25 protein-coding genes are annotated in these 24,536 nt (G+C 54.3%); 14 read left to right on the forward strand and 11 right to left on the reverse strand.

Annotation, left to right across the window (positions count from 1 at the left end; all coding sequences use genetic code 11):
- Positions 1–7: 7 nt before the first annotated feature.
- Complete coding sequence (locus SFC07_RS12480) at positions 8–1,009, reverse strand: pseudouridine synthase (protein WP_411208639.1); 1,002 nt, start codon at positions 1,007–1,009, stop codon at positions 8–10.
- Between SFC07_RS12480 and SFC07_RS12485 the strand changes: the two genes are divergently transcribed.
- The 4 genes from SFC07_RS12485 (at position 1,008) to SFC07_RS12500 (ending at position 3,816) form a co-directional block, all read left to right on the forward strand.
- The gene (locus SFC07_RS12485; RefSeq protein WP_411208640.1) at positions 1,008–1,160 is read left to right on the forward strand and encodes a hypothetical protein; all 153 of its coding nucleotides are present in this window, start codon (positions 1,008–1,010) and stop codon (positions 1,158–1,160) included. The genes SFC07_RS12480 and SFC07_RS12485 overlap by 2 nt on opposite strands.
- Before the next feature lie 334 nt (positions 1,161–1,494).
- The gene (locus SFC07_RS12490; protein WP_411208641.1) at positions 1,495–2,394 is read left to right on the forward strand and encodes a universal stress protein; all 900 of its coding nucleotides are present in this window, start codon (positions 1,495–1,497) and stop codon (positions 2,392–2,394) included.
- A 263-nt stretch (positions 2,395–2,657) separates the two neighbouring features.
- Entirely contained in the window at positions 2,658–2,924 is a 267-nt protein-coding gene (locus SFC07_RS12495; RefSeq protein ID WP_411208642.1) for a GlsB/YeaQ/YmgE family stress response membrane protein, read from the forward strand.
- Between the two features lie 250 nt (positions 2,925–3,174).
- Complete coding sequence (locus tag SFC07_RS12500) at positions 3,175–3,816, forward strand: TetR/AcrR family transcriptional regulator (RefSeq protein ID WP_411208643.1); 642 nt, start codon at positions 3,175–3,177, stop codon at positions 3,814–3,816.
- Here SFC07_RS12500 and yidC read toward each other — a convergent pair.
- Positions 3,813–5,111, reverse strand: a complete 1,299-nt coding sequence (gene yidC, locus SFC07_RS12505; RefSeq protein WP_411208644.1) for a membrane protein insertase YidC — start codon at positions 5,109–5,111, stop codon at positions 3,813–3,815. The genes SFC07_RS12500 and yidC overlap by 4 nt on opposite strands.
- 174 nt (positions 5,112–5,285) lie before the next feature.
- Between yidC and SFC07_RS12510 the strand changes: the two genes are divergently transcribed.
- Both SFC07_RS12510 and SFC07_RS12515 read left to right on the forward strand, forming a co-directional pair.
- On the forward strand, positions 5,286–6,113 hold the full coding sequence (locus tag SFC07_RS12510) for a class E sortase (RefSeq protein WP_411208645.1): 828 nt from the start codon (positions 5,286–5,288) through the stop codon (positions 6,111–6,113).
- Positions 6,114–6,266, forward strand: a complete 153-nt coding sequence (locus SFC07_RS12515; protein ID WP_411208646.1) for a hypothetical protein — start codon at positions 6,114–6,116, stop codon at positions 6,264–6,266.
- On the opposite strand, the gene SFC07_RS12520 is transcribed toward SFC07_RS12515, so the two are convergent.
- Positions 6,263–6,853 carry a DUF2020 domain-containing protein gene (locus SFC07_RS12520; RefSeq protein WP_411208647.1) on the reverse strand — a complete coding sequence of 197 codons (591 nt, stop codon included), beginning with the start codon at positions 6,851–6,853 and terminating at the stop codon, positions 6,263–6,265. The genes SFC07_RS12515 and SFC07_RS12520 overlap by 4 nt on opposite strands.
- On the opposite strand from SFC07_RS12520, the gene SFC07_RS12525 reads away from it, so the two are divergent.
- The gene (locus SFC07_RS12525) at positions 6,852–8,099 is read left to right on the forward strand and encodes a sensor histidine kinase (protein ID WP_411208648.1); all 1,248 of its coding nucleotides are present in this window, start codon (positions 6,852–6,854) and stop codon (positions 8,097–8,099) included. The two genes, SFC07_RS12520 and SFC07_RS12525, sit on opposite strands and share 2 nt — an antisense overlap.
- A 138-nt stretch (positions 8,100–8,237) precedes the next feature.
- Positions 8,238–8,876 carry a LuxR C-terminal-related transcriptional regulator gene (locus SFC07_RS12530; RefSeq protein WP_411208649.1) on the forward strand — a complete coding sequence of 213 codons (639 nt, stop codon included), beginning with the start codon at positions 8,238–8,240 and terminating at the stop codon, positions 8,874–8,876.
- Between the two features lie 73 nt (positions 8,877–8,949).
- On the opposite strand, the gene SFC07_RS12535 is transcribed toward SFC07_RS12530, so the two are convergent.
- Positions 8,950–9,585, reverse strand: coding sequence for a DUF6474 family protein (locus SFC07_RS12535; RefSeq protein ID WP_411208650.1), 636 nt, complete (start codon positions 9,583–9,585; stop codon positions 8,950–8,952).
- Positions 9,586–9,804: 219 nt separating this feature from the next.
- Between SFC07_RS12535 and SFC07_RS12540 the strand changes: the two genes are divergently transcribed.
- Positions 9,805–11,217 carry a TM0106 family RecB-like putative nuclease gene (locus tag SFC07_RS12540; protein WP_411208697.1) on the forward strand — a complete coding sequence of 471 codons (1,413 nt, stop codon included), beginning with the start codon at positions 9,805–9,807 and terminating at the stop codon, positions 11,215–11,217.
- Here the strand turns inward: SFC07_RS12540 and SFC07_RS12545 are convergent.
- The gene (locus tag SFC07_RS12545; protein WP_411208698.1) at positions 11,203–12,453 is read right to left on the reverse strand and encodes an MFS transporter; all 1,251 of its coding nucleotides are present in this window, start codon (positions 12,451–12,453) and stop codon (positions 11,203–11,205) included. The genes SFC07_RS12540 and SFC07_RS12545 overlap by 15 nt on opposite strands.
- Before the next feature lie 74 nt (positions 12,454–12,527).
- Here SFC07_RS12545 and SFC07_RS12550 point away from each other — a divergent pair, with 74 nt between their 5' ends.
- The 3 genes from SFC07_RS12550 (at position 12,528) to SFC07_RS12560 (ending at position 15,592) form a co-directional block, all read left to right on the forward strand.
- Entirely contained in the window at positions 12,528–13,457 is a 930-nt protein-coding gene (locus tag SFC07_RS12550; protein ID WP_411208651.1) for a LysR family transcriptional regulator, read from the forward strand.
- Positions 13,458–13,584: 127 nt separating this feature from the next.
- On the forward strand, positions 13,585–14,904 hold the full coding sequence (locus tag SFC07_RS12555) for a TrkH family potassium uptake protein (protein WP_411208652.1): 1,320 nt from the start codon (positions 13,585–13,587) through the stop codon (positions 14,902–14,904).
- Positions 14,897–15,592, forward strand: a complete 696-nt coding sequence (locus SFC07_RS12560; protein WP_411208653.1) for a potassium channel family protein — start codon at positions 14,897–14,899, stop codon at positions 15,590–15,592. Before SFC07_RS12555 ends, SFC07_RS12560 begins: the two co-directional genes overlap by 8 nt.
- Before the next feature lie 201 nt (positions 15,593–15,793).
- On the opposite strand, the gene SFC07_RS12565 is transcribed toward SFC07_RS12560, so the two are convergent.
- Positions 15,794–16,396: a superoxide dismutase gene (locus SFC07_RS12565; protein ID WP_411208654.1), complete on the reverse strand. Its 603-nt coding sequence runs from the start codon at positions 16,394–16,396 to the stop codon at positions 15,794–15,796.
- A gap of 338 nt (positions 16,397–16,734) precedes the next feature.
- Between SFC07_RS12565 and msrA the strand changes: the two genes are divergently transcribed.
- Together msrA and SFC07_RS12575 are read left to right on the forward strand one after the other, a co-directional pair.
- Positions 16,735–17,397, forward strand: coding sequence for a peptide-methionine (S)-S-oxide reductase MsrA (gene msrA / locus SFC07_RS12570; protein WP_411208655.1), 663 nt, complete (start codon positions 16,735–16,737; stop codon positions 17,395–17,397).
- Between the two features lie 52 nt (positions 17,398–17,449).
- Positions 17,450–18,682: an amidohydrolase gene (locus tag SFC07_RS12575; RefSeq protein WP_411208656.1), complete on the forward strand. Its 1,233-nt coding sequence runs from the start codon at positions 17,450–17,452 to the stop codon at positions 18,680–18,682.
- 32 nt (positions 18,683–18,714) lie between these two features.
- Here SFC07_RS12575 and SFC07_RS12580 read toward each other — a convergent pair whose 3' ends face one another.
- The 5 genes from SFC07_RS12580 to SFC07_RS12600 all read right to left on the reverse strand — a co-directional run bounded on the left by SFC07_RS12580 (position 18,715) and on the right by SFC07_RS12600 (position 24,514).
- Positions 18,715–19,977 (reverse strand): alpha-hydroxy-acid oxidizing protein, encoded by a 1,263-nt coding sequence (locus SFC07_RS12580; protein ID WP_411208657.1) that lies wholly within the window; start codon positions 19,975–19,977, stop codon positions 18,715–18,717.
- Positions 19,978–20,019: 42 nt separating this feature from the next.
- Positions 20,020–21,330 carry an MFS transporter gene (locus SFC07_RS12585; protein ID WP_411208658.1) on the reverse strand — a complete coding sequence of 437 codons (1,311 nt, stop codon included), beginning with the start codon at positions 21,328–21,330 and terminating at the stop codon, positions 20,020–20,022.
- A 213-nt stretch (positions 21,331–21,543) separates the two neighbouring features.
- A complete protein-coding gene (locus tag SFC07_RS12590; protein ID WP_411208659.1) occupies positions 21,544–22,935 on the reverse strand; it encodes a PepSY-associated TM helix domain-containing protein in 1,392 nt (463 codons plus the stop codon).
- Between the two features lie 101 nt (positions 22,936–23,036).
- On the reverse strand, positions 23,037–23,825 hold the full coding sequence (locus SFC07_RS12595; protein WP_411208660.1) for a metallophosphoesterase family protein: 789 nt from the start codon (positions 23,823–23,825) through the stop codon (positions 23,037–23,039).
- Entirely contained in the window at positions 23,822–24,514 is a 693-nt protein-coding gene (locus tag SFC07_RS12600) for a FadR/GntR family transcriptional regulator (RefSeq protein ID WP_411208661.1), read from the reverse strand. The genes SFC07_RS12595 and SFC07_RS12600 overlap by 4 nt, the downstream gene beginning before the upstream one ends.
- Positions 24,515–24,536: the final 22 nt, after the last annotated feature.

Genomic DNA, 24,536 nt, shown 5'->3' on the forward strand with positions numbered 1-24,536 from the left:
TGTATTTTTAGAGGCTGCCGGTAGGTCGCGTGCTGGTATAGGTGGTTTCTTCGTTGGTGCGGGGATCAACAAAGGTGAGTGTGCGGGCGATGAGGTGCATGGGAGTGGTGTAATCCTCGTCGTCAACATCGTGAAGCACTGGATAGAGAGGATCGCCAAGGATAGGTGCCGCAAAGTCACGCATGTGAATGCGAAGCTGATGGGTCTTACCTGTTGCCGGTGCCAGCACATATCGAGCCTGGGGCGCTAATGCTCCATGTAAGGCTTCTAATTCGGCCTGTTCTGCTGCAGAGACAGGAGTTACTGAAACCAGTCGAGTTTTGGTATTTACCGGACCATCCACCACAAAGGCTTGAACCACACCGCGTTGCTTTTCAATGCGCGATTCCCAGATCGTGGGTTCATCTTCGTGAATGAGGTCAGGGACATAATCGGCAATCGCTTCATAGGTCTTGGTTGCTTCGCGGCGGGCAAAGATCGTTTGGAAGGCTCCACGCAAGGCTGGGTTTTTTACCATGACTAAAACGCCAGAGGTAAGTCGGTCCAGTCGGTGTGCCGGGGTGAGATCATTCTTCCCGGTTTGTACGCGCATTTTCACCAAGGCAGTTTCGGTGATGTGGCGTCCACGTGGCATTGTCGCTAAATAGGGTGGTTTATCGATGACCAGGATGTCATCGTCTTCATGGATGATGTGGATCTTATAAGGAATGGGACGTTCATAGGCCGGCATGCGGTAGAACCAAATATCAGTGCCGGGAGTGATGATGTCCTCGGGAGCAAAAGGCTCTCCTAAAGCATTAACCACCAGTTTTTCGTCGAAACGCGCTTTGAGCGCGGCGTCGTTGTCTAGGGGGTTGCGGTGGCGCTGGGTGGAAATGAGGTATTCCACGAAGTCAATCGCCTTTAAAGGGTTTACTTCCAGGGGAAGTCGCACTCGGGAGGGGTTGAGGCCCTCGCGAATGGGGAGGGGTGCCGTTGCCTTAGGTTTTTGTACTACCCTATTGGACATGGACTTCAATCTTCTCATCAACCCAATCATTGAATTTTTTGCTACTGACCTTGGTGCGATCTTCGCCCAAATCGGTCGTGCGCTATTTGATTTCTTGTTCCCAGCTAACGCTGACGCTCCTGGTGTAGTTGCCGAAGCGGCTACCGAATAGGAACTTGTTTAAGTCCTTTTAGTTTAAGGGCTGAGGTGCACAAATCACGATTGCGCGCGCCTACCTACCGGCGGGCGCCACACCAGCGCCCGCACGCACCGTGGATCATTAGAAAAGGCCATGTACTAAAACCTTCCGGCTTAGTACATGGCCTTTTCACTGCGCTGATGGCTAAAAGGGGGAAGTGAGTCGTAGAACTCATAGTTTTCACCCCCGAAACTGGTACTAACCGGAAGAATGTGCCGGGCATAAGCGCTACAATAAGTGGTGTCAGAGATCATGAATCGTGGCTATATGTTAACTGCGATTCACAAGTCGAGGAAGGTCGACCGAGATGAGCAAAGAAGACATCGTAGTAGTCGCAGTAGATGGTTCGGATGCTTCCAAGCAAGCCGTTCGGTGGGCTGCAAATACCGCCAACAAGCGTGGAATTCCGCTCCGTTTGGCTTCCAGCTACACCATGCCACAGTTCCTTTACGCAGAGGGAATGGTTCCCCCACAGGAGCTTTTTGAAGATCTACAGGCAGAGTCCCTGGAGAAGGTCAATGAGGCTCGTGAAATTGCCCATGAGGTAGCTCCAGAGATCAAGATCGGCCACACCATTGCCGAAGGTAGCCCAATTGATATGCTGCTGGAAATGTCCAATGACGTCACCATGATTGTTATGGGCTCCCGCGGTCTCGGCGGACTATCCGGAATGGTGATGGGTTCCGTTTCTGGAGCTGTTGTTAGCCACGCTAACTGCCCAGTTGTGGTTGTGCGCGCCGATAGTGCTGTTGATGAGTCCACCAAGTATGGCCCAGTTGTCGTCGGTGTTGACGGTTCCGATGTCTCCCAGCAGGCAACGGAATACGCTTTCGCCGAGGCTTCCGCCCGTGGCGCAGAGCTGGTAGCTGTCCATACCTGGATGGATATGCAGGTTCAGGCTTCCTTGGCTGGACTGGCTGCAGCGCAGCAGCAGTGGGATGAGGTCGAGCGTGAGCAGACTAACCTCCTCATCGAACGCTTGGCTCCACTGGTTGAGCAGTACCCAGATGTCAAGGTTAAGAAGGTGATCACCCGCGACCGTCCAGTACGTGCGCTGGCTGACGCTTCTGAGGGCGCGCAGTTGCTGGTTGTTGGTTCCCATGGTCGCGGTGGCTTCAAGGGCATGCTCCTTGGTTCCACCTCCCGTGCGCTGCTGCAGTCCGCTCCTTGCCCTTTGATGGTGGTTCGTCCACAAAGCGGCAAGTAAACAGCGGCTCAGCGTTGGCTGGCCGGCACTAGCTGGTCAGCCACCAACGCCTGTGCTTTTCGACGTTTCAATCCGCACTTTAATGCTCTTTTAATTCCTAGCGATAGGATTAATAGAGCATTAACTATTTGATTCTTTTTTATAACAATATTGCTTTGGCCTATCTACTAGCTCGCGTAATAAATTATTAGCGATTAAAATAATTAGTGTTGTGTGAAAAATCTTCACCTGAAAATCGCAGTATCTTACGAAGGAGAAACATTATGACACTCGGACTTGGTTGGATTGCTTGGATCATCATCGGTGGACTTGCAGGCTGGATCGCCTCCAAAATCAAGGGCACTGATGCACAGCAGGGAATTTTTCTAAACATTGTTGTCGGTATCATCGGCGGCTTGCTCGGTGGCTTCCTGCTCGGACTCTTCGGCGTAGACGTTGCAGGTGCAGGCCTCATCTTCAGCTTCATCACCTGTTTGGTTGGTGCAGTTATTTTGCTGACCATCGTGCAGTTCTTTACTCGTCGTAAGTAAAGGGAAAGCTAGAAATATCTAGCTTTTAGTAGTACATAAAAGTGGCTGTTGAACTTTCAGAAAATTGGGAGTTCAACAGCCACTTTTTCATGTTGAAAGTAAGTGTTAAAGAAGTAGAAAAATAGCCAAACTAGCCTGTAGATTAAAACTATACAAACCAGTTTGTCTATATTGGTATAAGGCAAGAGTTTAAAGCCCAAATATCTTCCTCAACCACAGTGTCTTAACAACCGAAAGGACGTGGCCAACCTTGGCTGCCAGCGCTTCAAGCAAGAGCAAAACGAGTGCTGGGGCAAGTCGTCGTCGCAATCGACCAAGCCCCCGACAGAGACTACTCGATAGCGCAACCAATTTGTTTACCACCGAGGGAATCCGAGTCATCGGTATCGACCGAATCCTGCGGGAAGCAGACGTGGCTAAAGCTAGTCTCTATTCTCTTTTCGGTTCTAAAGACGCCCTCGTCATTGCATATTTGGAAAACCTCGACCAAGAATGGCGCCAGCACTGGCATGAACGCACCGATGGTCTCCGGGATCCAGAAGATAAGATCATCGCCTTCTTTGACCAGTGTATTGATGAAGAACCTAAAAAAGGCTTCCGCGGTTCCCACTTCCAAAACGCTGCCAATGAGTATCCTCGCCCCGAAAGCGATAGTGAAAAGGGCATTGTGGCAGCTGTAATGGAGCACCGCCACTGGTGTCACCAAACCCTCACCAATCTTCTCACCGAAAAGAATGGTTATCCCGGAACTACTCAGGCGAATCAATTGCTGGTGTTCCTCGATGGTGGGCTAGCAGGTTCCCGCTTGGTGCAAAATATTGGACCGCTGGAAACTGCGCGGGACCTTGCTAGGCAGCTGCTTTCGGCCCCGCCAGCCGATTACTCCATCTAATCTCCACCACCGCTGCTGCCACCGTCGGAACCTCCAGCAGACCCAGAGTCTGAGCTAGAGGACCCGGAGTCCCCAGTGTCATTTGAATCATTGGGGAAGTCAGTCGGACCGGCGTCGCTGGCAGTATTCCGCGGCCCAGCTTTTTGGGCCTTGGCCTTCTGTGCGCGAACCTGCGCACGGCGCTGCTTTAGCTTTTCCATGGACTCACGGTTCATCTGGCGCTGGGTTTCCCGGCGCTTTTCCACAATTTCCTTGCGGGCCGCTTTTTCAGCTTTGATCTTTTCATTGCGTTCGGAGGTCAACGCCACATTTACAGCATGCAGCTCAGCGGCCTTCCAAGGCTGCAGCACCATCATTAAGCGGTTTTTGCGGCGGGTGCCTAAGAACTCCCGCTTCTCCTTGGTGGCAGCGCGGTATTCTTCTCGCTGCTCTCGCTGATGTGCCTTGAACTCCTCCGTGAGGGGGTGCTTCTTGTGCAGGATGAGCGTCATCACCGCATTTTGGGTGAAGGTCCACAGGTTATTGCTCACCCAGTACAGGGCGATAGCCATGGGGAAAGGCCCGGTGAGTCCCAAAGAAAGTGGGAAAATCGGGGAGATAATAGAGAGCACCACCATGACCTTAAAAAGGCCATTGGAAAAACCGGAGCCAAAGTTATTGGTCTGGTAGCTGCGGGAAAGCGAGATCACCATATTAATGGCGGTGAAGATCGCTGCGGCAATGAAAAGTGGCAGCACAAAGTCCAAAACCTCGGACTTGGTGGTTCCCAAATAAGCTAATTGTTCTGCCGGCATGGAAACATAGGCAGGCAGGGGCACATTGTTAATACGTCCTTCGAGGAAGGACTGCACCTCAGCGGTGGATAAGAATCCCACCGGTTGCAGCACTGGGTTTTCTAGACCGCCTGCAGGGCGGGCCATTTGTAGCAGTGCCGAGTAAAGGCCAATAATCACCGGGGTTTGAATCAGAATAGGTACACAACCGGCAAAGGGATTAACGCCCTCTTCTTTGTTGAGGTCTCTAAGGCGCTTTTGCATCTCACGAATAGAGGCCTCGTCATGCTTGCCGGCGTATTCTGCTTCAATGGCCTTGCGCTTGGGGCGGAGCTGGCTGGTTTTACGCCCTGTTTTTAGCATGGTCCAGGTAAAGGGCGCGATGATGGCTCGAATGGTGATGACCAAACCAAAGAGGGAAATAACCCACGCCAGTGAATCATCCATACCGAAGACATTGTGAAGCAAAAGGTGCCACAGCTTCATCACACCGGACACCGGATAAATCAAAATATCGAGCACTATTGTGTTCGCCTTTCTGGACGGCCTCAAAGGCCCGGAAATCACAGGAGAAAATACTTAGTGAGGGGGTACAATTTCCCACGTAAGTGTCGTTTCTATTGCACCTTATTCATGGTACGTGCAGTATTCATTGGGTACCTAAATGCTTCAGCCCCTTAAAAAGATATTGTGAAGATGACCAAAACTTCTGATCAACCCGCCACCCAGGGCCCCCGACGTGGGAAAAGGCCACGGATTAGCTTTTCTCACATCCTGGGAGAGCTCCTGCTAACCATCGGTGTTCTGGCTCTTCTTTTTGCTTTTTATGAGGCTTATTGGACCAATCTCGAAGCAAGTCAGAAGCAAGAAGTAGCTGGCGCGCAGCTTGATGAGACGTGGAATGATCTCCGTGCCAACCCTCGTCAGCAGCTCACTCCACAGCTCGGAGAGGCTTTTGCGCGGTTGTATATCCCTAGCTTCGGTTCGGATTTTAATTTCGCCGTGGTGGAGGGCACCTCGGAGGAAGATCTGCTGGCAGGCCCTGGCCGCTATGTAAATTCCCAAATGCCAGGCGAGGCTGGAAACTTTGCAGTAGCTGGTCACCGCGTGGGCAAGGGCGCGCCCTTTAATGATCTCGGCAATCTTAATGTCTGCGATGCCATTGTTATTGAGACCTATGATTCCTGGGATGTCTACCGCGTGATGCCGATGAGTACGGATGCGCAGTCTCGTCAAGCAGAAGCAGCACCCTGTTTTAATGAGACCCAGGTACAAAGGATGAGCACCGGGGATTATTCCACTGTGCTGGGCCGTTCCATCACCACCCCGGATAGCATTGATACCACTTATCCGAATCCGGGATTTTTGGAAACCACTGTGGCTGAAGGCGCGGAAGCACTGATTACGCTGACCACCTGCCATCCGCAGTTTTCAAATGCGCAGCGCATGATTGTGCACGGCATGTTGGTGGAGGAAATCCCAAAGACTGAAGGCACCACCCCAGCAGTATTGGAGAGTAACTAAATGTATTCCCTGTTATGGCACTATTTGCCAGGCCCTTGGATCGTCAAGCTCATTACTGTTTTGGCCCTGCTGGCAGCGGTATTTTTTGTGCTGATGGAATTTGTTTTTCCCTGGCTCTCCGGGATGATGCCCTACAACGATGTCGCGGTTTAAAGTCCTAGATTTTGAATGACTTCCTCGGCCACTAATTGGGCTTTGAGGGATTGTTCCTGATTGCTAAAAACCACCACTGCGGTGTTGTCTTTGGCCACGGCATAAAGCGCACCATTGCCTTGTCCACCGCCACGTCCACCTGACCAGCCAGCGGGTTCTTCGGCAGGTTCGGTGGAATCGATGGGCGCTGCCCAGTCCACAACCTGGGTTGCTTCGGCAACCGAGTCCATCTCACGGACAATTACGGTGAGCTGGGGCTCTTCGGGGAAAGAATAAAACACACAGGACGGCGTCGAAAAGCGCTCGTCGATGCCGTAACCCGTGACCCGCTGGCCGTTAGTTTCGGCCACCCACTCGGTGTCCAGGTAGGGGCAGGCAACCTGATCTGTGCGCGCCACGGCGGGCAGCGCATCAAAAGGCAGCTTATCGACGCCCACCCCGTCCGTAACCTCCGCCGGAGTCACGGGGGCTGCGGGTGCTGCAGGTGTGGTGGTGGCTTCGGGAGCCGGCGCGGGGCTGGAACAACCGGCCACCATGGTGGCCGCCATGATGGAGCTGAGCACAGAAATAGGTAATGTACGACGCATGCAGTCAAGCCTAGATCCTGAGCGGGTATCCATGCGCAATGAACTTGATGTGGAAAATTTGGCCAAGCGCGGCGGCCAGCCGGGCGCGATGAGTTATCGCAATTCCATCCACATTATGACGGCAACCTTGCTGGTCGTGGGGTTGGGCGCCTCCGCACGCCTATCGCTGCCATTATTTGCGCTGGCCTGTGTGCTGCTTTTAGCCTGGGGATTTTTATATTTTTGGGGCTCCTCCAAACGGGTGGATATGAGCCATCCGCTGCAATTGGCATGGCTTTTTGTGCTGACCCTGGTGTGGGTGATAATGGTGCCGATCGTGCCGATTTCCATCTATATGCTCTTCCCGCTGTTTTTCCTATATCTGCAGGTTATGCCGGATGTGCGTGGCATTATTGCGGTCATTGGCGCCACCGCCATCGCGATTGCCAGCCAGTATCCCCATGGTTTGACGGTGGGTGGCGTGATGGGGCCGGCGGTATCGGCCGTTGTGTCCATTGCCATTGACTATGCTTTCCGCACCCTGTGGCGGGTAAATAATGAAAAACAAGAGCTCATTGATCAGCTGATTGAAACCCGTTCGCAGCTGGCTGAGACGGAAAGAAATGCCGGCATCGCCGCCGAGCGTCAAAGAATTGCCCATGAAATCCATGACACGGTAGCCCAGGGGCTTTCCTCTATTCAGATGTTGTTACACGTGGCAGAGCAGGAAATTCAGGCCACGACTGAAGCCCATGATCCCCATGCAGCAGCGCTGGAGAAAATCCGCCTGGCGCGCACCACTGCCTCGGATAATCTCAGTGAAGCCCGCGCCATGATCGCAGCGCTACAACCAGCAGCCTTGGCGCAGACCTCCTTGGGTGATGCCTTGCACCGAATTACCCAGCCACTTTTGGGCATTAAATTTGTGATCAATGTGGATGGCGATGTACGCCAACTGCCTATGAAAACTGAGGCCACCTTGCTGCGTATTGCCCAGGGTGCGATTGCCAATGTGGCCAAACACTCAGAGGCTAAAAATTGCCATGTCACCCTAACCTATGAGGACAATGAGGTGCGCTTGGACGTGGTGGATGATGGCGTTGGTTTTGAGCCCGAGCAGGTACGCGCTCAACCTGCAGGTTTAGGCCATATTGGACTAAGCGCCCTGCATCAACGCGCCCGCGAACTCAATGGTGAAGTGATTGTGGAATCAGCTTATGGACAGGGCACTGCGGTGTCGGTAGCGCTGCCGGTTGAACCCAACTAATAATCGAGTGAATTCTCCAACTGTTGAAGGCTATGGCTAGACTAAAGTACTACTGATCTACCCACCTACACTCTTGAAGATAAAGCCTCGGCTCTCGCGCCAGGGTAATAATCCATTGGGAAGGACTTTGTTCACACCATGATCCGTGTCTTGCTCGCTGATGACCATGAGATTGTCCGGCTCGGCCTTCGCGCCGTTCTAGAAAGCGCAGCTGACATCGAAGTTGTGGGCGAGGTCTCCACCGCCGAAGGCGCTGTTCAAGCAGCCCATGAAGGCGGCATTGACGTGATTTTGATGGACCTGCGTTTTGGTCCTGGTGTTCAGGGCACGCAGGTATCTACCGGTGCCGATGCTACGGCTGCCATTAAGCGCAATATTGAAAATCCGCCGCGGGTGCTGGTTGTCACCAACTATGACACCGATGCCGATATTTTGGGTGCCATTGAAGCAGGAGCCTTGGGCTACCTGCTCAAAGACGCACCTCCAGCAGAACTTTTGGCAGCCGTGCGCTCCGCCGCAGAAGGCGATTCCACACTCTCGCCGATTGTGGCCAACCGCCTGATGACGCGCGTGCGCACCCCCAAAACCTCACTTACCCCGCGCGAACTTGAGGTGCTGAAATTGGTGGCCGGCGGATCCTCCAACCGCGATATCGGCCGGATTCTCTTTCTCTCTGAGGCCACCGTCAAATCCCACCTTGTCCACATTTATGACAAGTTGGGTGTGCGCTCCCGCACCTCCGCAGTCGCCTCCGCACGCGAGCAGGGACTACTTTAAAAACGCTTCTCGACGCCCACGCCCTGCCCCTTAAGACAGACGGTGAGGGGTGGCGTCGAAAAGCGTTATTTTTTTATTTGGCGAGCAAGCGCTCTTGGATCTGGTCAGAAACCTGTGCCAGATCGCGATTAATGGACTCGTGGGCGCGGCCTCGCTGCTGCGGGGTCATGAAATCGGAGTTGGCAGCAGCAGCCTCGAGCTCATTGAGGCGCTCCTTGACATCTTCGATGAATTCATAAGGCAGGCCAGAGGTCTGAATGGTCTCGCGCACGCCCTGGATACGGGCCTTGAGTGCTGCGGAGTGGCCGCCAAATTGGCTGAGCTGCTCTGGGGTAACGCCGGCGCGGTTGGCCTTGGTCTTCACAATCTGGTTGCGCGCCTCGGTGGAAACCCGATAAAAAACAGGCAGCAGCAAAGGTGCCAGCAAACGCGCGGTGCCGGTCCAACGCTTGACCTTATCCTTATTAAGACGGCCCTGGCGCTTTTGCTCGAGGATATTCTTAGCCAGCTTCAGCTCATGCTTATTGCGCTTCTTCAGGCCTTTTTCCTCAGCCTTCAGCAGATTCTTCTCTGCCTGTACCAGCAACTTTTCGCGCTTAAGATCGAGTTTTGCCTTATTTTTAGCCTCGGTTTTAACCTTCAGCTCAGCTGCTTTGATCTCTGCCTTGGTCTTGGCCCTGGCGGCCCGAACCTTTTCCAAAATGCCCATGTTTTGATTCAACTCTTTCTACTGTCGGCTTATTCTCGACTTCTCGATTCAACTTTACCCACGATATTGCAATAAGCTCATGTCACTGTGGGAACAATGCACTCTTCAAGGTCAGCAGCGGAAAATACGCAGCGGTTAACGCCCAGTGATCTGGTGGGCTGTAGATACCGTCAGATCCAGCGCCGACGCTTCCCTGAGGTGCAGCCTTTGGAGGCAACTGTGCAGCGTAGGGAGCGCCGCGCGGTTGGCCTAGCTGAGGTTTTAGCCCGCGTTCCTGCACAACCAGCAAAGCGCGGACGAGTTCCCTTTGTGCGAATTGACCTAGATCCGCGGGCTGATTTGGCAGAATTTGACACCCTCGAAGCCCTGGCTGTGCAGGCGACAGTTATTAGCGGTGCCGTTTTTAGCGGCATTGTTGATGGCGTGGAGTGGGAGGTTACTGCCGATCTTTTGGTGCGCAATCCCGACGGTAGTTATACCCCAATTATGGTGAGCAACCACCGAGTTGCCCGCCCCAACCCCCACCGCAGCATGAAGGCGCTGGCCACTGGCCGTTTAGGGATGGGCCAACCCCTGGAAGTACACGCCGCCCCGCGTCACCACACCATCGACGGCTACCGCCTGACCCTTGCAATGATGGGACTGGAGGCTGCCGGCTGCGCACCGGAATCACAGCTGGGCGGGCTCATCGGCCAAGACCGCGAGTGGGCCTACCTCATTGATGTCAGCCGTTATGCGCAGGCGACCATGAACGCGCTGCTCAAACCACCACCCACCGGCCCGCGCCGGGTCAAAGAATGCTCCACCTGCCGTTTTTGGCCCACCTGCGAACCCGAACTACGCGCCAGCGATGACATTAGCCTTTTCCTCTCCGGCGACCGCGCCAATACCTACCGCGAGCGCGGAATCTTAACCACCCAGGCGCTTATCGACGCCTCCCTGGGCGATATCTCCTACATTGCGAAGGCTTGGCGCGCCGAAATCCCAGTGCTGCGCCGCGTGGAACGCACCGCAGCCCCACGCTTCGACGTGGAAATTGATGTGGACGTGGAAGCCTATTTGGACTTAGGTGCCTATCTATGGGGCGCTTTTGATGGTGAAGAATACCGTCCTTTTGTTATTTGGTCCGGTTTGGGTGAAGCCGCCGAGGGTGAAAACTTTGCAGCCTTTTGGGCCTGGCTTAAAGCCCGCCGAGATAAAGCCCAGCAAGAGGGCCAAACCTTTGGCGTTTTTTGTTATGCCAGCAATGGTGAAAACCACTGGATGTTATCCACTGCGCGCCGCTTCCACGGCAAGGTCAAAGGTGTGCCCAGCGAGGCTGAAATCCGCGACTTCATCAGCTCCGACCGCTGGAATGACATGTTTGCCGTGGCCCGCTCCCAACTGGTTGGACCGGGAGGTCTCGGCCTTAAACAGCTAGCTCCTGCTGCGGGATTTCACTGGGAGGAAGAAGATTTTGCCGGTGAGGACAGCCTGCATGCTTTCCTCATTGCAGCAACCGCTCCGGTAGCAGAAGCAGAGGCAGCGCGGGCGCAATTGCTCAGTTATAACGGCGATGATTGCCGGGCCACTGCAGCGGTAAGACACTGGCTGCGCCGGGGTGCGCTGTCTGCGCCACTACTTGGTGCTTGAGGCATCGAGGCGTCGTTTTTCTAATGCTGCCAGGGTAATGGTGATGCCCAGTAGACCCAGGATGAGCGCGCCCAGCCAGGCCATAAAAATAGTCCAAGACATATGGGTAAAGATAAAACCAGAGGCCCAACCAATCACCGAGGAGCCTAAGTAATAACAAAAAAGATACATGCTGGAGGCTTCGGCGCGGTTGGTGGTGGCAATAAGGCCAATCCATCCGGAAGCACTGGAGTGCAGGGCAAAAAATGCTGCCGTAAAAGCAAAGAGGGAAATGATGGTGGTCCAAAGATTATTAATACTCAAACCCACCACACTCAGCAGCATGATGATGGCGAGGAAAATTGCAGCCGGTCCATTGCCTAATTTTTGGCGTAGTTTTCCTGCTTGAATGGAACTCCAGGTGCCGGAGAGATACATCAAAAATACTGCTCCAACCAGCACCTCGCTTAACCCAAATTCCTTAATCATGCGAAACCCTAAGTAGTTATAAAGGGAAACAAAGCAGCCAATGGCCATAAAAGCCACCGCAAAAAGCAGTGCTAAACGTGGGTTGGTCCAATGGGCTGTCATCGCTGCGAGTTCATGGCGCAGCGTGATTTTCTTGGGCTGGAATAGCTTTTGTGCGGGCAGCAGCGCAACCATGATGATGCCAAAAATGAGCGCAGCCAAAGAACTGCCCAAGAGGGCATTTTGCCAGTGGGTGATTTCCAAAAGTCCGGCCGGAATCATGCGTCCCATGAGCCCGCCCACGGTATTTCCAGCGATATAAATACCCATGGCGTGGCCGAGATCCTTGGGATTAATCTCCTCAGAAAGCCAGGTCATGGCCACTGCCGGGGTACCTGCCAAAAGTGCGCCTTGGAGTCCCCTCAAAGCGATTAGTAGGGCGATATTGGGAACAAAGGGCAGGATCAGACCCACAATAATGGCCAAGCTTAAAGATGTGATCAGTACTTTAGAACGCCCAAATTTCTCTGAGAGGATCGATGCTGGGACGATGCACAGCGCCAGCATGCCGGTGCCTGCAGAGACGGTGAGAGCTGATTGGCTGGGGCTGATGTTGAGTTCTTCGGTGATGGTGGGCAGCAGGGCCTGGGTGCAATAAAGCGCATTAAAAGTGGCGAGGCCTGCAGCGAGGATCGCTAATACAGCGCGCGTATAGGTAGGGGTACCACGGCTAATTCCGCGGTACTGCGTTTGTGTTTCTTCCCGCACCTGGCTCATGGTGACCATCATGCGCTTGGTTGATGCATTAGTAAAATGTGTGAAATCACTGTTTTTCATGCGTTTTGCGCATATAGGCTGTGGGCATGGACAATGACGGCCAAGACCTAAGAATTGTGGATATCCGCAGCTTTATTGAGGTGGCAGCTTCTGGTCATTTAAGTGAAAGTGCTGACCGGATGGGCATTCCACAACCGACTTTGTCGAGGCGCATCGGGCGCGTCGAAAAGCACTTAGGGACCGCACTTTTTGACCGCGCTGGGCGCACCCTGGTGCTCAACCAGCGCGGACATGCTTTTTATGCGCATGCGCGCAGCATTGTGGCGCAGGTGGAGGCAGCTCACACTGAGATCAAGCGACTGATGGACCCGGAGCGGGGCACAATCCGCCTTGATTTTATGCACTCTTTGGGCACCTGGATGGTGCCAGAGCTGATTCGACATTTCCGCAGCGAGCACCCGCAAGTGGAGTTTCAATTACACCAGGCAGCGGCTACCTATTTGGTAGATCGGGTGCTGTCAGATGCCACTGATTTAGCTTTGGTGGGGCCGCGACCTGCGGAAGTTGGGGAGAAATTGGGGTGGGTTCCGCTTTTGCGTCAGCGTTTGGCGCTGGCGGTTCCGGAAGGACACCGGCTTGCTGGGAACGGTGCTATTGATTTGCGGGAAGCCAAGGATGAACCTTTTGTGGCGATGCGGGTGGGTTTTGGTACTCGCCTGCTTATGGACGAGTTGGCAGCGCGTGCCGCGTTTTCACCCCAGGTGGTGTTTGAATCCATGGAGCTCACCACCGTTGCCGGTCTGGTCAGCGCCGGTTTAGGGGTGGGAATTGTGCCCTTGGATGATCCCTATTTGCCCACCGTAGGCATCGTTTTGAGGCCTTTGGAGCCAGCCGCTTTTAGGGATTTGGGCCTGGTGTGGAGGCTTGATTCAGGACCAGCGCCAGCAGTGGAGGTGTTTAGAGATTTTGTGGCGGATTCTCGTTTTGCGCTCAGAAATAACAAGATTGGTAAATAATCTGCAATAACTATTGGCAGGGGTCATTTAGGGGACTACGATCAGCGCGGTGCACCTTAGCCAAACTCGACTCTTAGACCGTTTTAGACGGCAAAGACGTTTTAATTTTTCCCCACCCCAAACGGTGGTGATCGGATTTATTGTTCTTATCGCGGTGGGAACCGGGCTGTTGAGCCTGCCGACTGCCACGGTGAGTGCCGAACGTGCAGACCTGCTGACTGCGTTTTTTACAGCTACCTCCGCAGTCACCCTGACCGGCTTGGTGGTGGTTGATACCGGAAGTTATTGGAATGGACTTGGCCAAGCCATTGTTGCCGGGCTTATCCAAGCTGGTGGTTTTGGCATTATGAGCCTGACCGCGCTGGCTGGCATGCTAGTTAGCGGACGCATTGGTTTGAGAGCTCGCCGCAATACCCTGGCAGAAAACCGCTCACTGAACACCGGTGATATTGGCAAAACACTGCTGGTCACCCTGCTTATTTTGGTGGTGTGCGAGGCGATTGTGACAGCCATTTTGAGCTTGAGACTGTGGCTGAGCTATGACATGAGTTTTGGATTAGCTCTTTGGAATGGCTTCTTCCACGCAGTCTCCTCCTTTAATAACGCTGGCTTTGGCCTGCGCAGTGACAACCTCATGTCCTATGTGGGCGATGCCTGGATTATCCTGCCGCTGGCAGCATCGCTCATTGTCGGCGGTTTGGGCTTTCCGGTAGTTGCTGAACTCTGGGGTCGTGGCATGGATATTGTGCGTGGGCGTGGACGCCAGCGTGACCGTCGCCTATCCGTTACCACCCGCATTACTGTGGTCGGCTCCGCAGTGCTGATTGTGGTCGGGTTCTTGATGATGCTGATTTTTGAATGGCGCAACACCCTCGCAGGACTACCCTTTGGCCCCAAAATGCTGGCGGCGTTTTTCCAGGGTGTGACCCCACGTACTGCGGGTTTTAACTCTCTTGACTATGCCCAATTTCATCCGGTGACCCTCATGGGCACGGATCTTTTGATGTTTATTGGTGGTGGCTCCGCAGGTACTGCAGGTGGTATCAAAATCACCACCGCAGTGGTGCTTTTTGCTGTGATTATGGCCGAGGTTCGTGGTGATCGTCATGCCACCATTAGTCACCGCACCATCGGTCAACCAGTGGTGCGCCAGGCTTTTGCAGTGGCTGCAACCAGCCTCACACTGGTTACCCTGGCCGTGGGCGCCCTAAGAATTTTGAACCCCGAGATGACAGGTGATCAAGTAATCTTTGAGGTCATTTCCGCCTTTGCCACCGTGGGGCTTTCTACTGGAATTACTGCTTCGCTGAGCGATCTTTCCCAAATCATCCTCTGCGTTGTTATGTACCTGGGACGCATTGGTCCTGTCACCCTGGTGGTTGCCCTAGCCGCTAGAAACAACACCCGACGTTTTGAATACCCCGAAGAAAGGCCTTTCATTGGTTAATCCGATTCGCCACAATCGCAATCGCGCTCGCATCGACATCCCACCAGTAGTGGTTTTAGGCCTGGGCCGTTTTGGTGCCTCGCTGGCAGAGGAGCTTTCCAGCCATGGCGTAGAAGTACTCGGCATGGATTCTGATGCGCGCCTGGTGCAGGAGTGCTCTTCCTTCTTGGCGGATGCTGCCACTGGCGATACCACCGACCGCGAAACCCTTATTCAATTTGGTGTGCATGAGGTGGAAAGAGTGGTGCTGGGCATTGGCTCTGATTTGGAGTCTTCCGTGCTCACGGCCTCAAACCTGGTTGACCTGGAAATCCCGAATATTTGGGCCAAGGCTGACTCCGATGCTCACGCCAAAATTTTGACCCAGGTGGGTGTGCATAATGTGGTGCGCCCCGAACGCGATACCGGACGCCGAGTAGCCCACCTTATTGGTGGCCGCTTTAAAGACTTCGCGCAGTTTGATGAAGATTATGGAATGATCAAGCTCTCACCACCAGCAGCGATGGTGGGTAAGCCGATTGATTCCCAGAAACTGTGGCAGCGTTATCGTGTGCGCGTAGTTTCTATCCGCCCAGCTCTAGGCATGTGGCAGCCGATTGATAATGCCAGTGTGCTGTCTGAAGGCGACCAGATTATTGTTGCTGGAGCCCCGGAGGATCTGGAAGTGTTTGGCGAGGGCCGGAACTAAAGGAACTAGGCCAGGGAAAATCTCTCGGATTCACGACCCTGGGAAGGACCCTAAATTTCTCGGATTCACTAGTCCTTCCGAGACCGTGAATCCGAGCTCTATGTGGCGCGGAAGCTGGACTAAGCCATGCAAAAAGCCACTGCCAAAAGGCAGCGGCTTAAATATTTCCCCAAGCTCTAAAGGAGCTTCAAGGGAAGGTGCTTACTTGGAAGCAGCTGCGAAACGCTCTGCTACGTCATCCCAGTTGAAGACGTTCCATACAGCCTTGACGTAATCAGCCTTTACGTTCTTGTACTGCAGGTAGAAAGCGTGCTCCCACATATCGAGCATAAGCAGTGGGGTGAGGTCAGCGGAGACATTGCCCTGCTGGTCGGTCAGCTGCTCGATAACGAGGCGGCCTGCGATGTGGTCATAACCCAAAACTGCCCAGCCGGAGCCCTGAAGGCCAAGAGCTGCGGAGTTGAAGTGATCCTGGAACTTAGCAAAAGAACCGAAGTCGCGGTTGATAGCCTCAGCCAGCTCACCGGTAGGCTCGCCGCCACCATTTGGGGAAAGGTTCTTCCAGAAGATGGAGTGGTTGGTGTGTCCACCAAGGTTAAAGGCAAGGTTCTTGGACAGTGCACGGATCTGGTCAGGGTTGGTGCCCTCTTCGCGTGCCTTCTCTAGTGCCTCGAGTGCAGCGTTAGCGCCAGCAACGTAGGTTGCGTGGTGCTTGGAGTGGTGAAGCTCCATGATCTCTGCAGCAATGTGAGGCTCAAGAGCGTCGTATGCGTAATCAAGTTCTGGTAGTTCATAAACAGCCATGTGATTTTCCTTTCGTAGGGTACGGAACCGAGCATATACATCTTTTGGATAATCTTCAGAAGTCCAGTTCACAGGGGACATCCATGACCATCTTTGGGAGTCACTCGGAAGCGCTATAAACAATGATAGGCCTTTTTGTTGATAATGCAACAACTTGTTAAAAATTCCTATTGATCCTCCCCAAAATCACATCATTCCAGGTAAACAGGCTGAATCTTGTGGAAATATATCGCTGACCAGCGGTGTTAAAAAGGGGAGTAGAGTCGGCCTCAAAGTCGAACTCAAAAGCAAAAATTAGAATTTAAAGCTTTAATTCAGTTTGAAAGGATTAGCGCGCAATGGCATGGTTTTTTGCCCCAGAACCTGTGATGGTCTCCCCCGAAGAAGCTCTTAAAGGTGGCCGCCACCCGGTCTTAAAAGATCCCCAACCACATACTGTTTTAGGAACCCCTGTTACTGGCCCTTGGAAAGAGGGACAAAAACGCATCTGGATCGGCTTGGGCTGTTTCTGGGGTGTGGAGCAGATGTACTGGAAGATGGAAGGCGTGGATTCCACCTCAGTAGGTTATGCCGGCGGTTATACCCCCAACCCCACTTATCGTGAGGTGTGTTCTGGTCGCACCGGCCACACCGAGATCGTTGAGGTTGTTTATGATCCAGAAAAGATCTCATTAGAGCAGCTGGTAGCGCGTGGACTCGAAGCCCACGATCCCACCCAGGGTTTCCGCCAGGGCAATGACGTAGGAACGCAGTACCGCTCCGCGTATTACACCGAAACTGAAGAAGAAGCCGAACGCGTCCGCGCCTTGGTCAAATCCTATGGTGAGACCCTCAAACAGCACGGTTTTGGCGAGATCACCACTGAGATCGCAGTGATTAAGCCAGAGGACTATTACCTGGCTGAGGATTACCACCAGCAGTACCTGGACAAGAACCCTGACGGCTACTGCCCTCATCACTCAACAGGCATTCCTTGTGGGGTGGATGCGCAGCAGGGCTAAAACCACTATTTTGGGCTCCAACCTCTTCCTTTAATAAGCAAGGAGCCCACCGATGGCGCACCCCCAGCTAGACGTCATTTTGGCAGAACTAGAGCATAATCGTGCCGAGCGCGAAGAGCTCTACAAGCATTTTCATCAGCACCCTGAACTATCGCTGCAGGAGTTTGAAACTTCCGCGCGCATTGAACAAGAGCTCAAAAGCTATGGCGTAGAAACCATCTACCGCCTGGGCGAAACCGGTGTGGTGGCGCTGATCGAAAATGGTGAAGGCCCTGTTGTTGCAGCTAGGGGTGATATTGATGCACTCCCGATGGCTGAGCGCTGCGATAAGGATTACGCAGCCACTGGTGCCACCCAAATTGATAAAAACACTGGCCAAGAAACTCCAGTTGCACACTCTTGTGGGCATGATTTTCACATCACCGCGCTTTTGGGTGCTACCCAGGCGTTACTCAATCAGCGCGCAGCGTGGTCGGGAACGTTTATGGCGGTGTTTCAACCTGCTGAGGAAATCGCCGCTGGCGCCCAATTGCTGGTCGAGCAGGGAATCGTCGACAAGCTCCCTAAGCCTGAGGTGTACCTGGGTCAGCATGTGCTGTCCAGCTTGCCCGGCGGGGCGGTGGGCACCCGGGTGGGTGCGGTGATGTCTGAGGCCGCGTCGATTGAGGTCACGCTGCATGGCAAAGGTAGTCATGGGTCGATGCCGCATTTGAGCGTGGACCCGATTGTGCTGGGCGCGTCAATTATTTCGCGTTTGCAGTCGGTGGTGGCCCGGGAAATTGCGCCGGCGGAGACTGCGGTGCTGACGGTGGGCAGTTTTCATGCGGGCACCAAGTCCAATATCATTCCGGAAACCGCGGTGCTGCAGCTAAATACTCGCGCGTTTAACAAGGAAGTTGCAGCCCACCTGCATGAGGCGATCGAGCGCATCATCATTAATGAATGCGAGGCCGCGCGCTGTCCGCAGCCTCCGGAGTTCCGTTATTATGACCTCTTCCCGCTGACTCAGAATGAGGAAAATGCCACCCTGCGGGTGCGGGCGGCAGTTGATGAGTACTTCGGCGCGGATTCGGTGGAGCTGGCGCCGGTGCCGGCCTCGGAGGATTTTTCTATCATCCCCGATGCCTTTGGCACGCCCTATACCTTCTGGGGCCTCGGCGGTTTTGCCGATCAGGTCAACGCGCCGGGCAACCACTCGCCGGCGTTTGTGCCGGACCTGCAGCCCACCCTGGACCGCGGGACCGCAGCACTCATTGTGGCAGCCGCGCCGTGGCTGCTTAAATAAAGCGCTTTTCGACGCAACCCCGCTCGCCTTGGTTAGACCAGGTCACTAAGGTTTTTTACATTATTTGACACTGGTACCAACTTGGTGAGCTGGGTGACGTGGCGTGGCTCCAGCTCCTCGATGGAAGACACTCCCAGCAGTGCCATGGTGCGGGTGATCTCAGAACGTAGGATTGCGATGGTGCGATCAACACCGGCGCGTCCACCAGCCATGAGTCCATAGAGGTAAGCGCGGCCAATGAGTGTGAAATCTGCGCCCATAGCAATCGAGGCCACAATATCGGCACCATTCATAATGCCGGTATCGATCATGATGGTGGGATCTGCACCAACTTCGCGGCGGACCTGTGGCAGCAGCTGGAATGGAACCGGAGCCCTATCCAGCTGACGTCCACCATGGTTGGAAAGGATGAGGCCATCGACGCCTTCGTCGATAAGCTTGACGGCGTCGGGGACATTTTGCACGCCCTTAACCACCAACTTGCCGGGCCACATTTCGCGGATGATTTTTAGGTCCTCATAGGAAATGGTGGGGTCCATGGCGCTATTGAGTAGGTCACCAACGGTACCGCCAGTGGTGGAAAGAGATGCGAATTCCAGGGTTGGGGTGGTGAGGAAGTCGATCCACCACCAAGGACGTGGAATGGCATTAAGCACAGTACCTGGGGTGAGCTGCGGTGGAATGGAGAAACCATTGCGAGTATCGCGGATGCGGTAGCCAGCAACTGGGGTGTCCACGGTGAACATCAAGGTATCAAAACCGGCAGCTGCAGCGCGTTCCACCAGGCCATAGGAGATTTCGCGCTCGCGCATAACGTAGAGCTGGAACCAGTTGCGGCCATTGGGGTTGGTGGCTTTGACATCCTCAATAGAGGTGGTGCCCAAGGTTGAGAGGGTAAAAGGAATACCTGCTGCTCCTGCTGCGCCAGCACCTGCAATTTCGCCCTCGGTCTGCATGAGGCGGGTAAAGCCGGTGGGAGCGATGGCAAAAGGCAGCGCGGAGTTGCCGCCCAGGATTTCGGTGGAGGTATCCACATTGGTGGCTGGCTTCAAAATATCGGGGTGGAATTCGATATTTTCAAAGGCTTCGCGGGCGCGCTTGATGGAGATTTCACCTTCGGCAGCGCCATCGGTGTAATCAAAAGCAGCTGCTGGGGTGCGGCGCTTAGCGATTTTGCGCAGATCATAAATGGTCAGTGCGGAATCAAGGCGGCGCTTTTTGCCATTTAGCTCAGGCTTTTTAAACTTCATAAGTTCTAGAAGTTCTGTTGGGTGGGGGAGCTGACGCTGAACCATGTGGGGAGGTCCTTTCTAGGTTTTTGGGGTGATAATTCCAGCTTAGGCTTCTTGGTGGGCCACGCGCTTAATGAAAAATGATGCGATCACAGAGATCAGGCAGCAGCCGGTGACGTAGAGGGCGATTGGCCACCACTGACCACCGGAAACCTCGAACAGCCACGCTGCGATAATCGGTGCCGTGCCGCCGAAGATGGCAGCTCCTAGCTGATAACCCAGGGAAGCGCCGGTGTAGCGGACCTCAGGAGCGAAGTTTTCTGCAATAACGGTGCCCAGGATTGCATTAACACTGCCCCAGAGGATTCCGAAGCCGACGATAGTAGTGAGGAAAAGTGCCCACAGCTGGCCGGTGTTGAGGATCAGGTAATAAGGCACGATGCAGATGATGGTGGCAATTGCCGAGGCGCGGTACAGGGCTGCGCGGTTGACCCGATCGGAGAAAGCTCCAAAAAGTGGCATCCAGATGGTGGCCACCAGTGCTGCACAAGCCACGGCCAAAAGCACCAGGTTATCGCGGATATTAAGGAAGTTGGTGGCATAGGCAACCACATAGGTGCCGAAGATATAAAACGGTCCGGTTTCTGCAGCCTTGGCACCGATAGAGACCAACACTGCTGGCCAGTACTTGGTAACAACTTCCTTAATTGGCAGCTTTACCTGGTTGCCGGATTCACGGATGCGCTTGAACTCAGGGGTTTCATCCAGGCCGTTTCGAATGGCTAGGCCGATAAAGACCAGCACGATGGAGCCGATGAAAGGAATACGCCAACCCCAGGTGAGGAAGTCTTCTTCAGGCATGAGGGTCAGTGCAGAGATCGCGCCGGCTGCCAGCAGCATGCCGAGGGAAATGCCCATTTGGGGTACTGCGCCATAAAGTCCGCGCTGCTTCTTGGGTGCGTATTCATAGGCCAGTAGGAGTGCGCCGCCCCATTCGCCGCCGATGCCGATGCCCTGCAGGATGCGCAGGAAGACCAGCAAAATTGGGGCCCAGATGCCGATGGTGTTGTAATCCGGGAGCAAGCCAATGGCCACGGTGCCGCCACCCATGAGCATGAGGGTGATAAACAGGGTTTTCTTACGTCCGATGCGGTCGCCGATGTGGGAGAAGATGACGCCGCCGAGGGGACGGAAGAAGAAGGTTAAGGAAAATGAGGCATAGGCCAAGATGGTGGAGACAAAGGCATTGTCATTGGGGAAATACATCTTGTTAAACACCAGCGCAGCGACGGTTCCATACACCAGGAAGTCGAACCATTCGATAACGCTACCGCTCAAGCTGCCCAGCAAGACGCGCTTGTTGAGCTTGGGAGTTTGTTCAGACCCGGGGGTCTGAGTGGGGGTTGTGGTTGTCAAAGTGACCTCATCTCGATGCAGGGGTTGGGTGTGGTCGCCGGCAGTGTGGCCAAACCATGTGGTCTGACCACAAAAATGTAAGGCAAGTCACCTTTTAAAGTCAATGAGATGCAGAAAATAGGGGTAATGGCGGGGGTATGGTGGCAGGGGTGTAAACGCAGAAAACCTCCTGCATAAGCGGAGGTTTTGGGGTTGCGCTGGGGCTGTGCTGAGCTAGCTGAGGGAACGAACTCGCTGAATGATGGCATCGAGTACCACAAAGACAATCAAACTAATGCCAAAAAGCGGAGCCATAATGGCATAGGCCAAGGTGAAAATACCAACCGCTGCCAGGGCAAAAGGCGAGGCTTTACGCCACTGTCCGGCTGCTGGCAGGCGCCCGGGTTTGCCCGCCTTACCGCGGCGCCACCACATGAGGTAGCCCCAACAGATGATCGCAAAGAGCCCGAGGGCAATAAGCGTCATCACAATCTGATTGAGCAACCCAAATAGCGTGCCCATGTGGAGCTGAATAATCCACGCTGTTAGTTGTGCAGCCAAGGGCCAATCGGCAAAATTCACGGTATCCACAATTACGCCGGTAGCTCCATTAATGGAGACGGCATCGTTTTCCATTTTCCAGGCTTGGCGCATTTCACTTGCCACCCATGCACTATTGGCATCAGCTGGGCCGGTGAGTTCCAGAACTCCGGTGAGTCCCGCCTCCCGCGCCGTTGAATACACCGTATCTGCCTGCGAGATATCCGCGCCTGACCAGGCCATTGCCTCCATATGATGATTTGCCGACATTCCAGCCATGCTCGCCATATCTGCCATTTCCGGCATGGCGGTGCTAATGGCAACTTCCGGTTTGGGAGTTACCCAGCCTAATTGGGCGCGAAGCTCACCAATGTTGGTGCCAGCAAACATGGACCAGGTCAAACCACTAATGGTGAGAAATAAAAAGCCCGGTAGCAACCAAATTCCCACCGTTGAATGCCACTTCTTTGCACGAGCGCGTGCAGAGCTGCCAGACTTCTTGCGGCGCTGAGTCCACCACATCCATGCGCCAGCTAGTGCCAAAATACCCAACCAGGAGGCGGCCATTTCGGAGTAAATGCGTCCGGGTTCACCGAGCCATAGGCGGCGATGGCCTTCGGAAATCCAAGACCTTAAAGGCAAAGCGCGTGAGGAACCATATTGGACCAGCTCACCAGTTACTTCCAAAGAGCCAGGATCAACAAAAACTGCCTGCCTATAGCTGGAACTCGGCAGCGTGGGGTCGTCGAAAAGCACCCGGGTGGTTGCGGTGGAGTCGTCTGATACCTGGACGGAGCTGAATGTGAGGTCTGGGCGCGCTGACTGCGCGGCCTCGATTTGCGCGGCGAGGGGGTGCGCGGGCAAACCTGAGGTGGCGCTGAGTTCGCGCTGGTAAACAACGTTTTCAAGGGATGGGGCGAGGGCGTAGAAGAAGCCGCTCAAAGCTGCAATAAGCAACAGCGGTGCCACAAAAATGCCCGCTATGGTGTGCAAACGGTGCACCATGGCGGTGGCGCTCCCGAGCCCGCCGATGTTCTTGGGCGCGGCGTTGTGCGCTGCCGCGGAATCCCGAAGTGTATTGGTCATGGCTTAGTAGTCGAGCAAGCTTGTGCCACGGTTCCCGCCAAAATTGTGGCCAAAACCCCCAAAATGCCCCTGCCAAAAGTTCCCGCGGAACGCCAAAAAGTTTAGGGAATTTCCATCACAGGGAAAGGCCAGGGTCGCTGCACATGCGGCGGATGTTTTTCAAAGGGATAACCAAGTGAGACTTCCACATGGCTAATGCCATCAACCCGCGTTTCCGCTGGAATGTGCAGGTGACCGTGAATGGCCATGAGCGCGTTGTATTTTAGGGTCCAATCACGGGTGGCGGTGGTTCCAGACCACAGGGCAATATCGCGGTTGATTAAACGGTGCGTGGGCTCAATAACCAAGGGCCAGTGATTGACTAAAATTTTGGGGCCTTTGACCTCATTAAGCCTGGTAGTGGAGTATTCCAGGCGTTCTGCACACCACTGCTGGATATCCACATAGGGCGCGATGGCGAGCTCATCATCAAGCTTGACCTTGGCCTGCGCAATGGCCTGTTTTGCGCTCAACCCCACCGGCCGGAAGGAATAATCATAAAGGGTAAAAAGCGGGCAAATAGTCACGCCGCCGAAGGTGGGAAAAGGATCCTCCGGGGTAATCACACCGAGCGCGCGCAGCTGCCCCACCAGCGAACGATAGCGCGCTTTGCCGTTAATGCGGTCAGTTTTGCGATTAAAAAGCTCGTGGTTTCCGGGCACCCAAATAACCGTGTGGAAACGCTTGACCAGCTGCGCCATTGTGCGCACCACATCGGGGATGTGCTCGGCAACGTCGCCGGCGACAATCAGCCAGTCCCCCGGGTCCCTGGAGGAGAGCTTGTCGACGGTTGCTTGGTTCTCTTTAAACGTCACATGCAAATCACTGGTAGCCCAGAGTGTTTTGGTCATGCGGCACTCGCATCTGCAGTTTCCTCATAGTAACCAGCAATATGGCGCTGGATAAGTTCTGCTGCGGTGCTGCGCTCGCCAGCTTTATAAGCAGCCAAAATAGCGCGATGCTGTTGCTGGAGACGAGCCGCAGTTTCCGGCCAATTGGGCAGTGCCTTGGCGCGGGTAACAGTATGTTCTGCAATGGAAATACGTAGGGCATCCATTAGTGTGCTGATCAGGCGGTTGGATGCAGACTTGGAGAGCAAAATATGGAACTCGGCATCCTTGCGGAGGAATTCCTCCAGTGGGAGCTCGGGATCATCCATGGCATCGAGGAGGGCCTCGGCCTTTTCCCATTCCACTTGGGCGGGATTGGAATGTTGCACAGACCAGCCTTCTAAAAGCTGCCTGGTTTCATAAATATCGCCATGGCCAACTTGGCTGGTGGCCAGCTGCAAGGTTAGCGACAAAGAAAGTGCCTGACTTGGAGCGGCGTTAATGATGGTTCCTGAACGGGGTCCGGAACCGGTACTGGTGGTGATGGTGCCAAGCGCTTCCAATACCCGCAGGGCTTCCCGCAAAGAGCTGCGAGAAACCCCGAGGGTTTCGGCAAGTGCGCGCTCACTGGGCAGGTGATCGCCGATGCTGAGTTGACCGCTTTGAAGTTCAGCGGTGACCCAGTCCATCACAATTTCATGTGCTTTCACATCACCCAGTATGGCATGTGCA

It is taken from the genome of Corynebacterium callunae, assembly GCF_046592015.1.
Classification (GTDB): domain Bacteria; phylum Actinomycetota; class Actinomycetes; order Mycobacteriales; family Mycobacteriaceae; genus Corynebacterium; species Corynebacterium callunae_A.

What these genes read in the sequence shown, in the direction of transcription:
- SFC07_RS12525 (WP_411208648.1), top strand. Translation starts at nt 6,852, where the DNA reads ATGCAGTCAAGCCTAGATCCTGAGCGGGTATCCATGCGCAATGAACTT.
- SFC07_RS12535 (WP_411208650.1), bottom strand. Translation starts at nt 9,585, where the DNA reads ATGGGCATTTTGGAAAAGGTTCGGGCCGCCAGGGCCAAGACCAAGGCA.
- SFC07_RS12510 (WP_411208645.1), top strand. Translation starts at nt 5,286, where the DNA reads ATGACCAAAACTTCTGATCAACCCGCCACCCAGGGCCCCCGACGTGGG.
- SFC07_RS12515 (WP_411208646.1), top strand. Translation starts at nt 6,114, where the DNA reads ATGTATTCCCTGTTATGGCACTATTTGCCAGGCCCTTGGATCGTCAAG.
- SFC07_RS12575 (WP_411208656.1), top strand. Translation starts at nt 17,450, where the DNA reads ATGGCGCACCCCCAGCTAGACGTCATTTTGGCAGAACTAGAGCATAAT.
- SFC07_RS12580 (WP_411208657.1), bottom strand. Translation starts at nt 19,977, where the DNA reads ATGGTTCAGCGTCAGCTCCCCCACCCAACAGAACTTCTAGAACTTATG.
- SFC07_RS12590 (WP_411208659.1), bottom strand. Translation starts at nt 22,935, where the DNA reads ATGACCAATACACTTCGGGATTCCGCGGCAGCGCACAACGCCGCGCCC.
- SFC07_RS12490 (WP_411208641.1), top strand. Translation starts at nt 1,495, where the DNA reads ATGAGCAAAGAAGACATCGTAGTAGTCGCAGTAGATGGTTCGGATGCT.
- msrA (WP_411208655.1), top strand. Translation starts at nt 16,735, where the DNA reads ATGGCATGGTTTTTTGCCCCAGAACCTGTGATGGTCTCCCCCGAAGAA.
- SFC07_RS12545 (WP_411208698.1), bottom strand. Translation starts at nt 12,453, where the DNA reads ATGATGGTCACCATGAGCCAGGTGCGGGAAGAAACACAAACGCAGTAC.
- SFC07_RS12480 (WP_411208639.1), bottom strand. Translation starts at nt 1,009, where the DNA reads ATGTCCAATAGGGTAGTACAAAAACCTAAGGCAACGGCACCCCTCCCC.
- SFC07_RS12565 (WP_411208654.1), bottom strand. Translation starts at nt 16,396, where the DNA reads ATGGCTGTTTATGAACTACCAGAACTTGATTACGCATACGACGCTCTT.
- SFC07_RS12495 (WP_411208642.1), top strand. Translation starts at nt 2,658, where the DNA reads ATGACACTCGGACTTGGTTGGATTGCTTGGATCATCATCGGTGGACTT.
- SFC07_RS12485 (WP_411208640.1), top strand. Translation starts at nt 1,008, where the DNA reads ATGGACTTCAATCTTCTCATCAACCCAATCATTGAATTTTTTGCTACT.
- SFC07_RS12550 (WP_411208651.1), top strand. Translation starts at nt 12,528, where the DNA reads ATGGACAATGACGGCCAAGACCTAAGAATTGTGGATATCCGCAGCTTT.
- SFC07_RS12530 (WP_411208649.1), top strand. Translation starts at nt 8,238, where the DNA reads ATGATCCGTGTCTTGCTCGCTGATGACCATGAGATTGTCCGGCTCGGC.
- SFC07_RS12595 (WP_411208660.1), bottom strand. Translation starts at nt 23,825, where the DNA reads ATGACCAAAACACTCTGGGCTACCAGTGATTTGCATGTGACGTTTAAA.
- SFC07_RS12520 (WP_411208647.1), bottom strand. Translation starts at nt 6,853, where the DNA reads ATGCGTCGTACATTACCTATTTCTGTGCTCAGCTCCATCATGGCGGCC.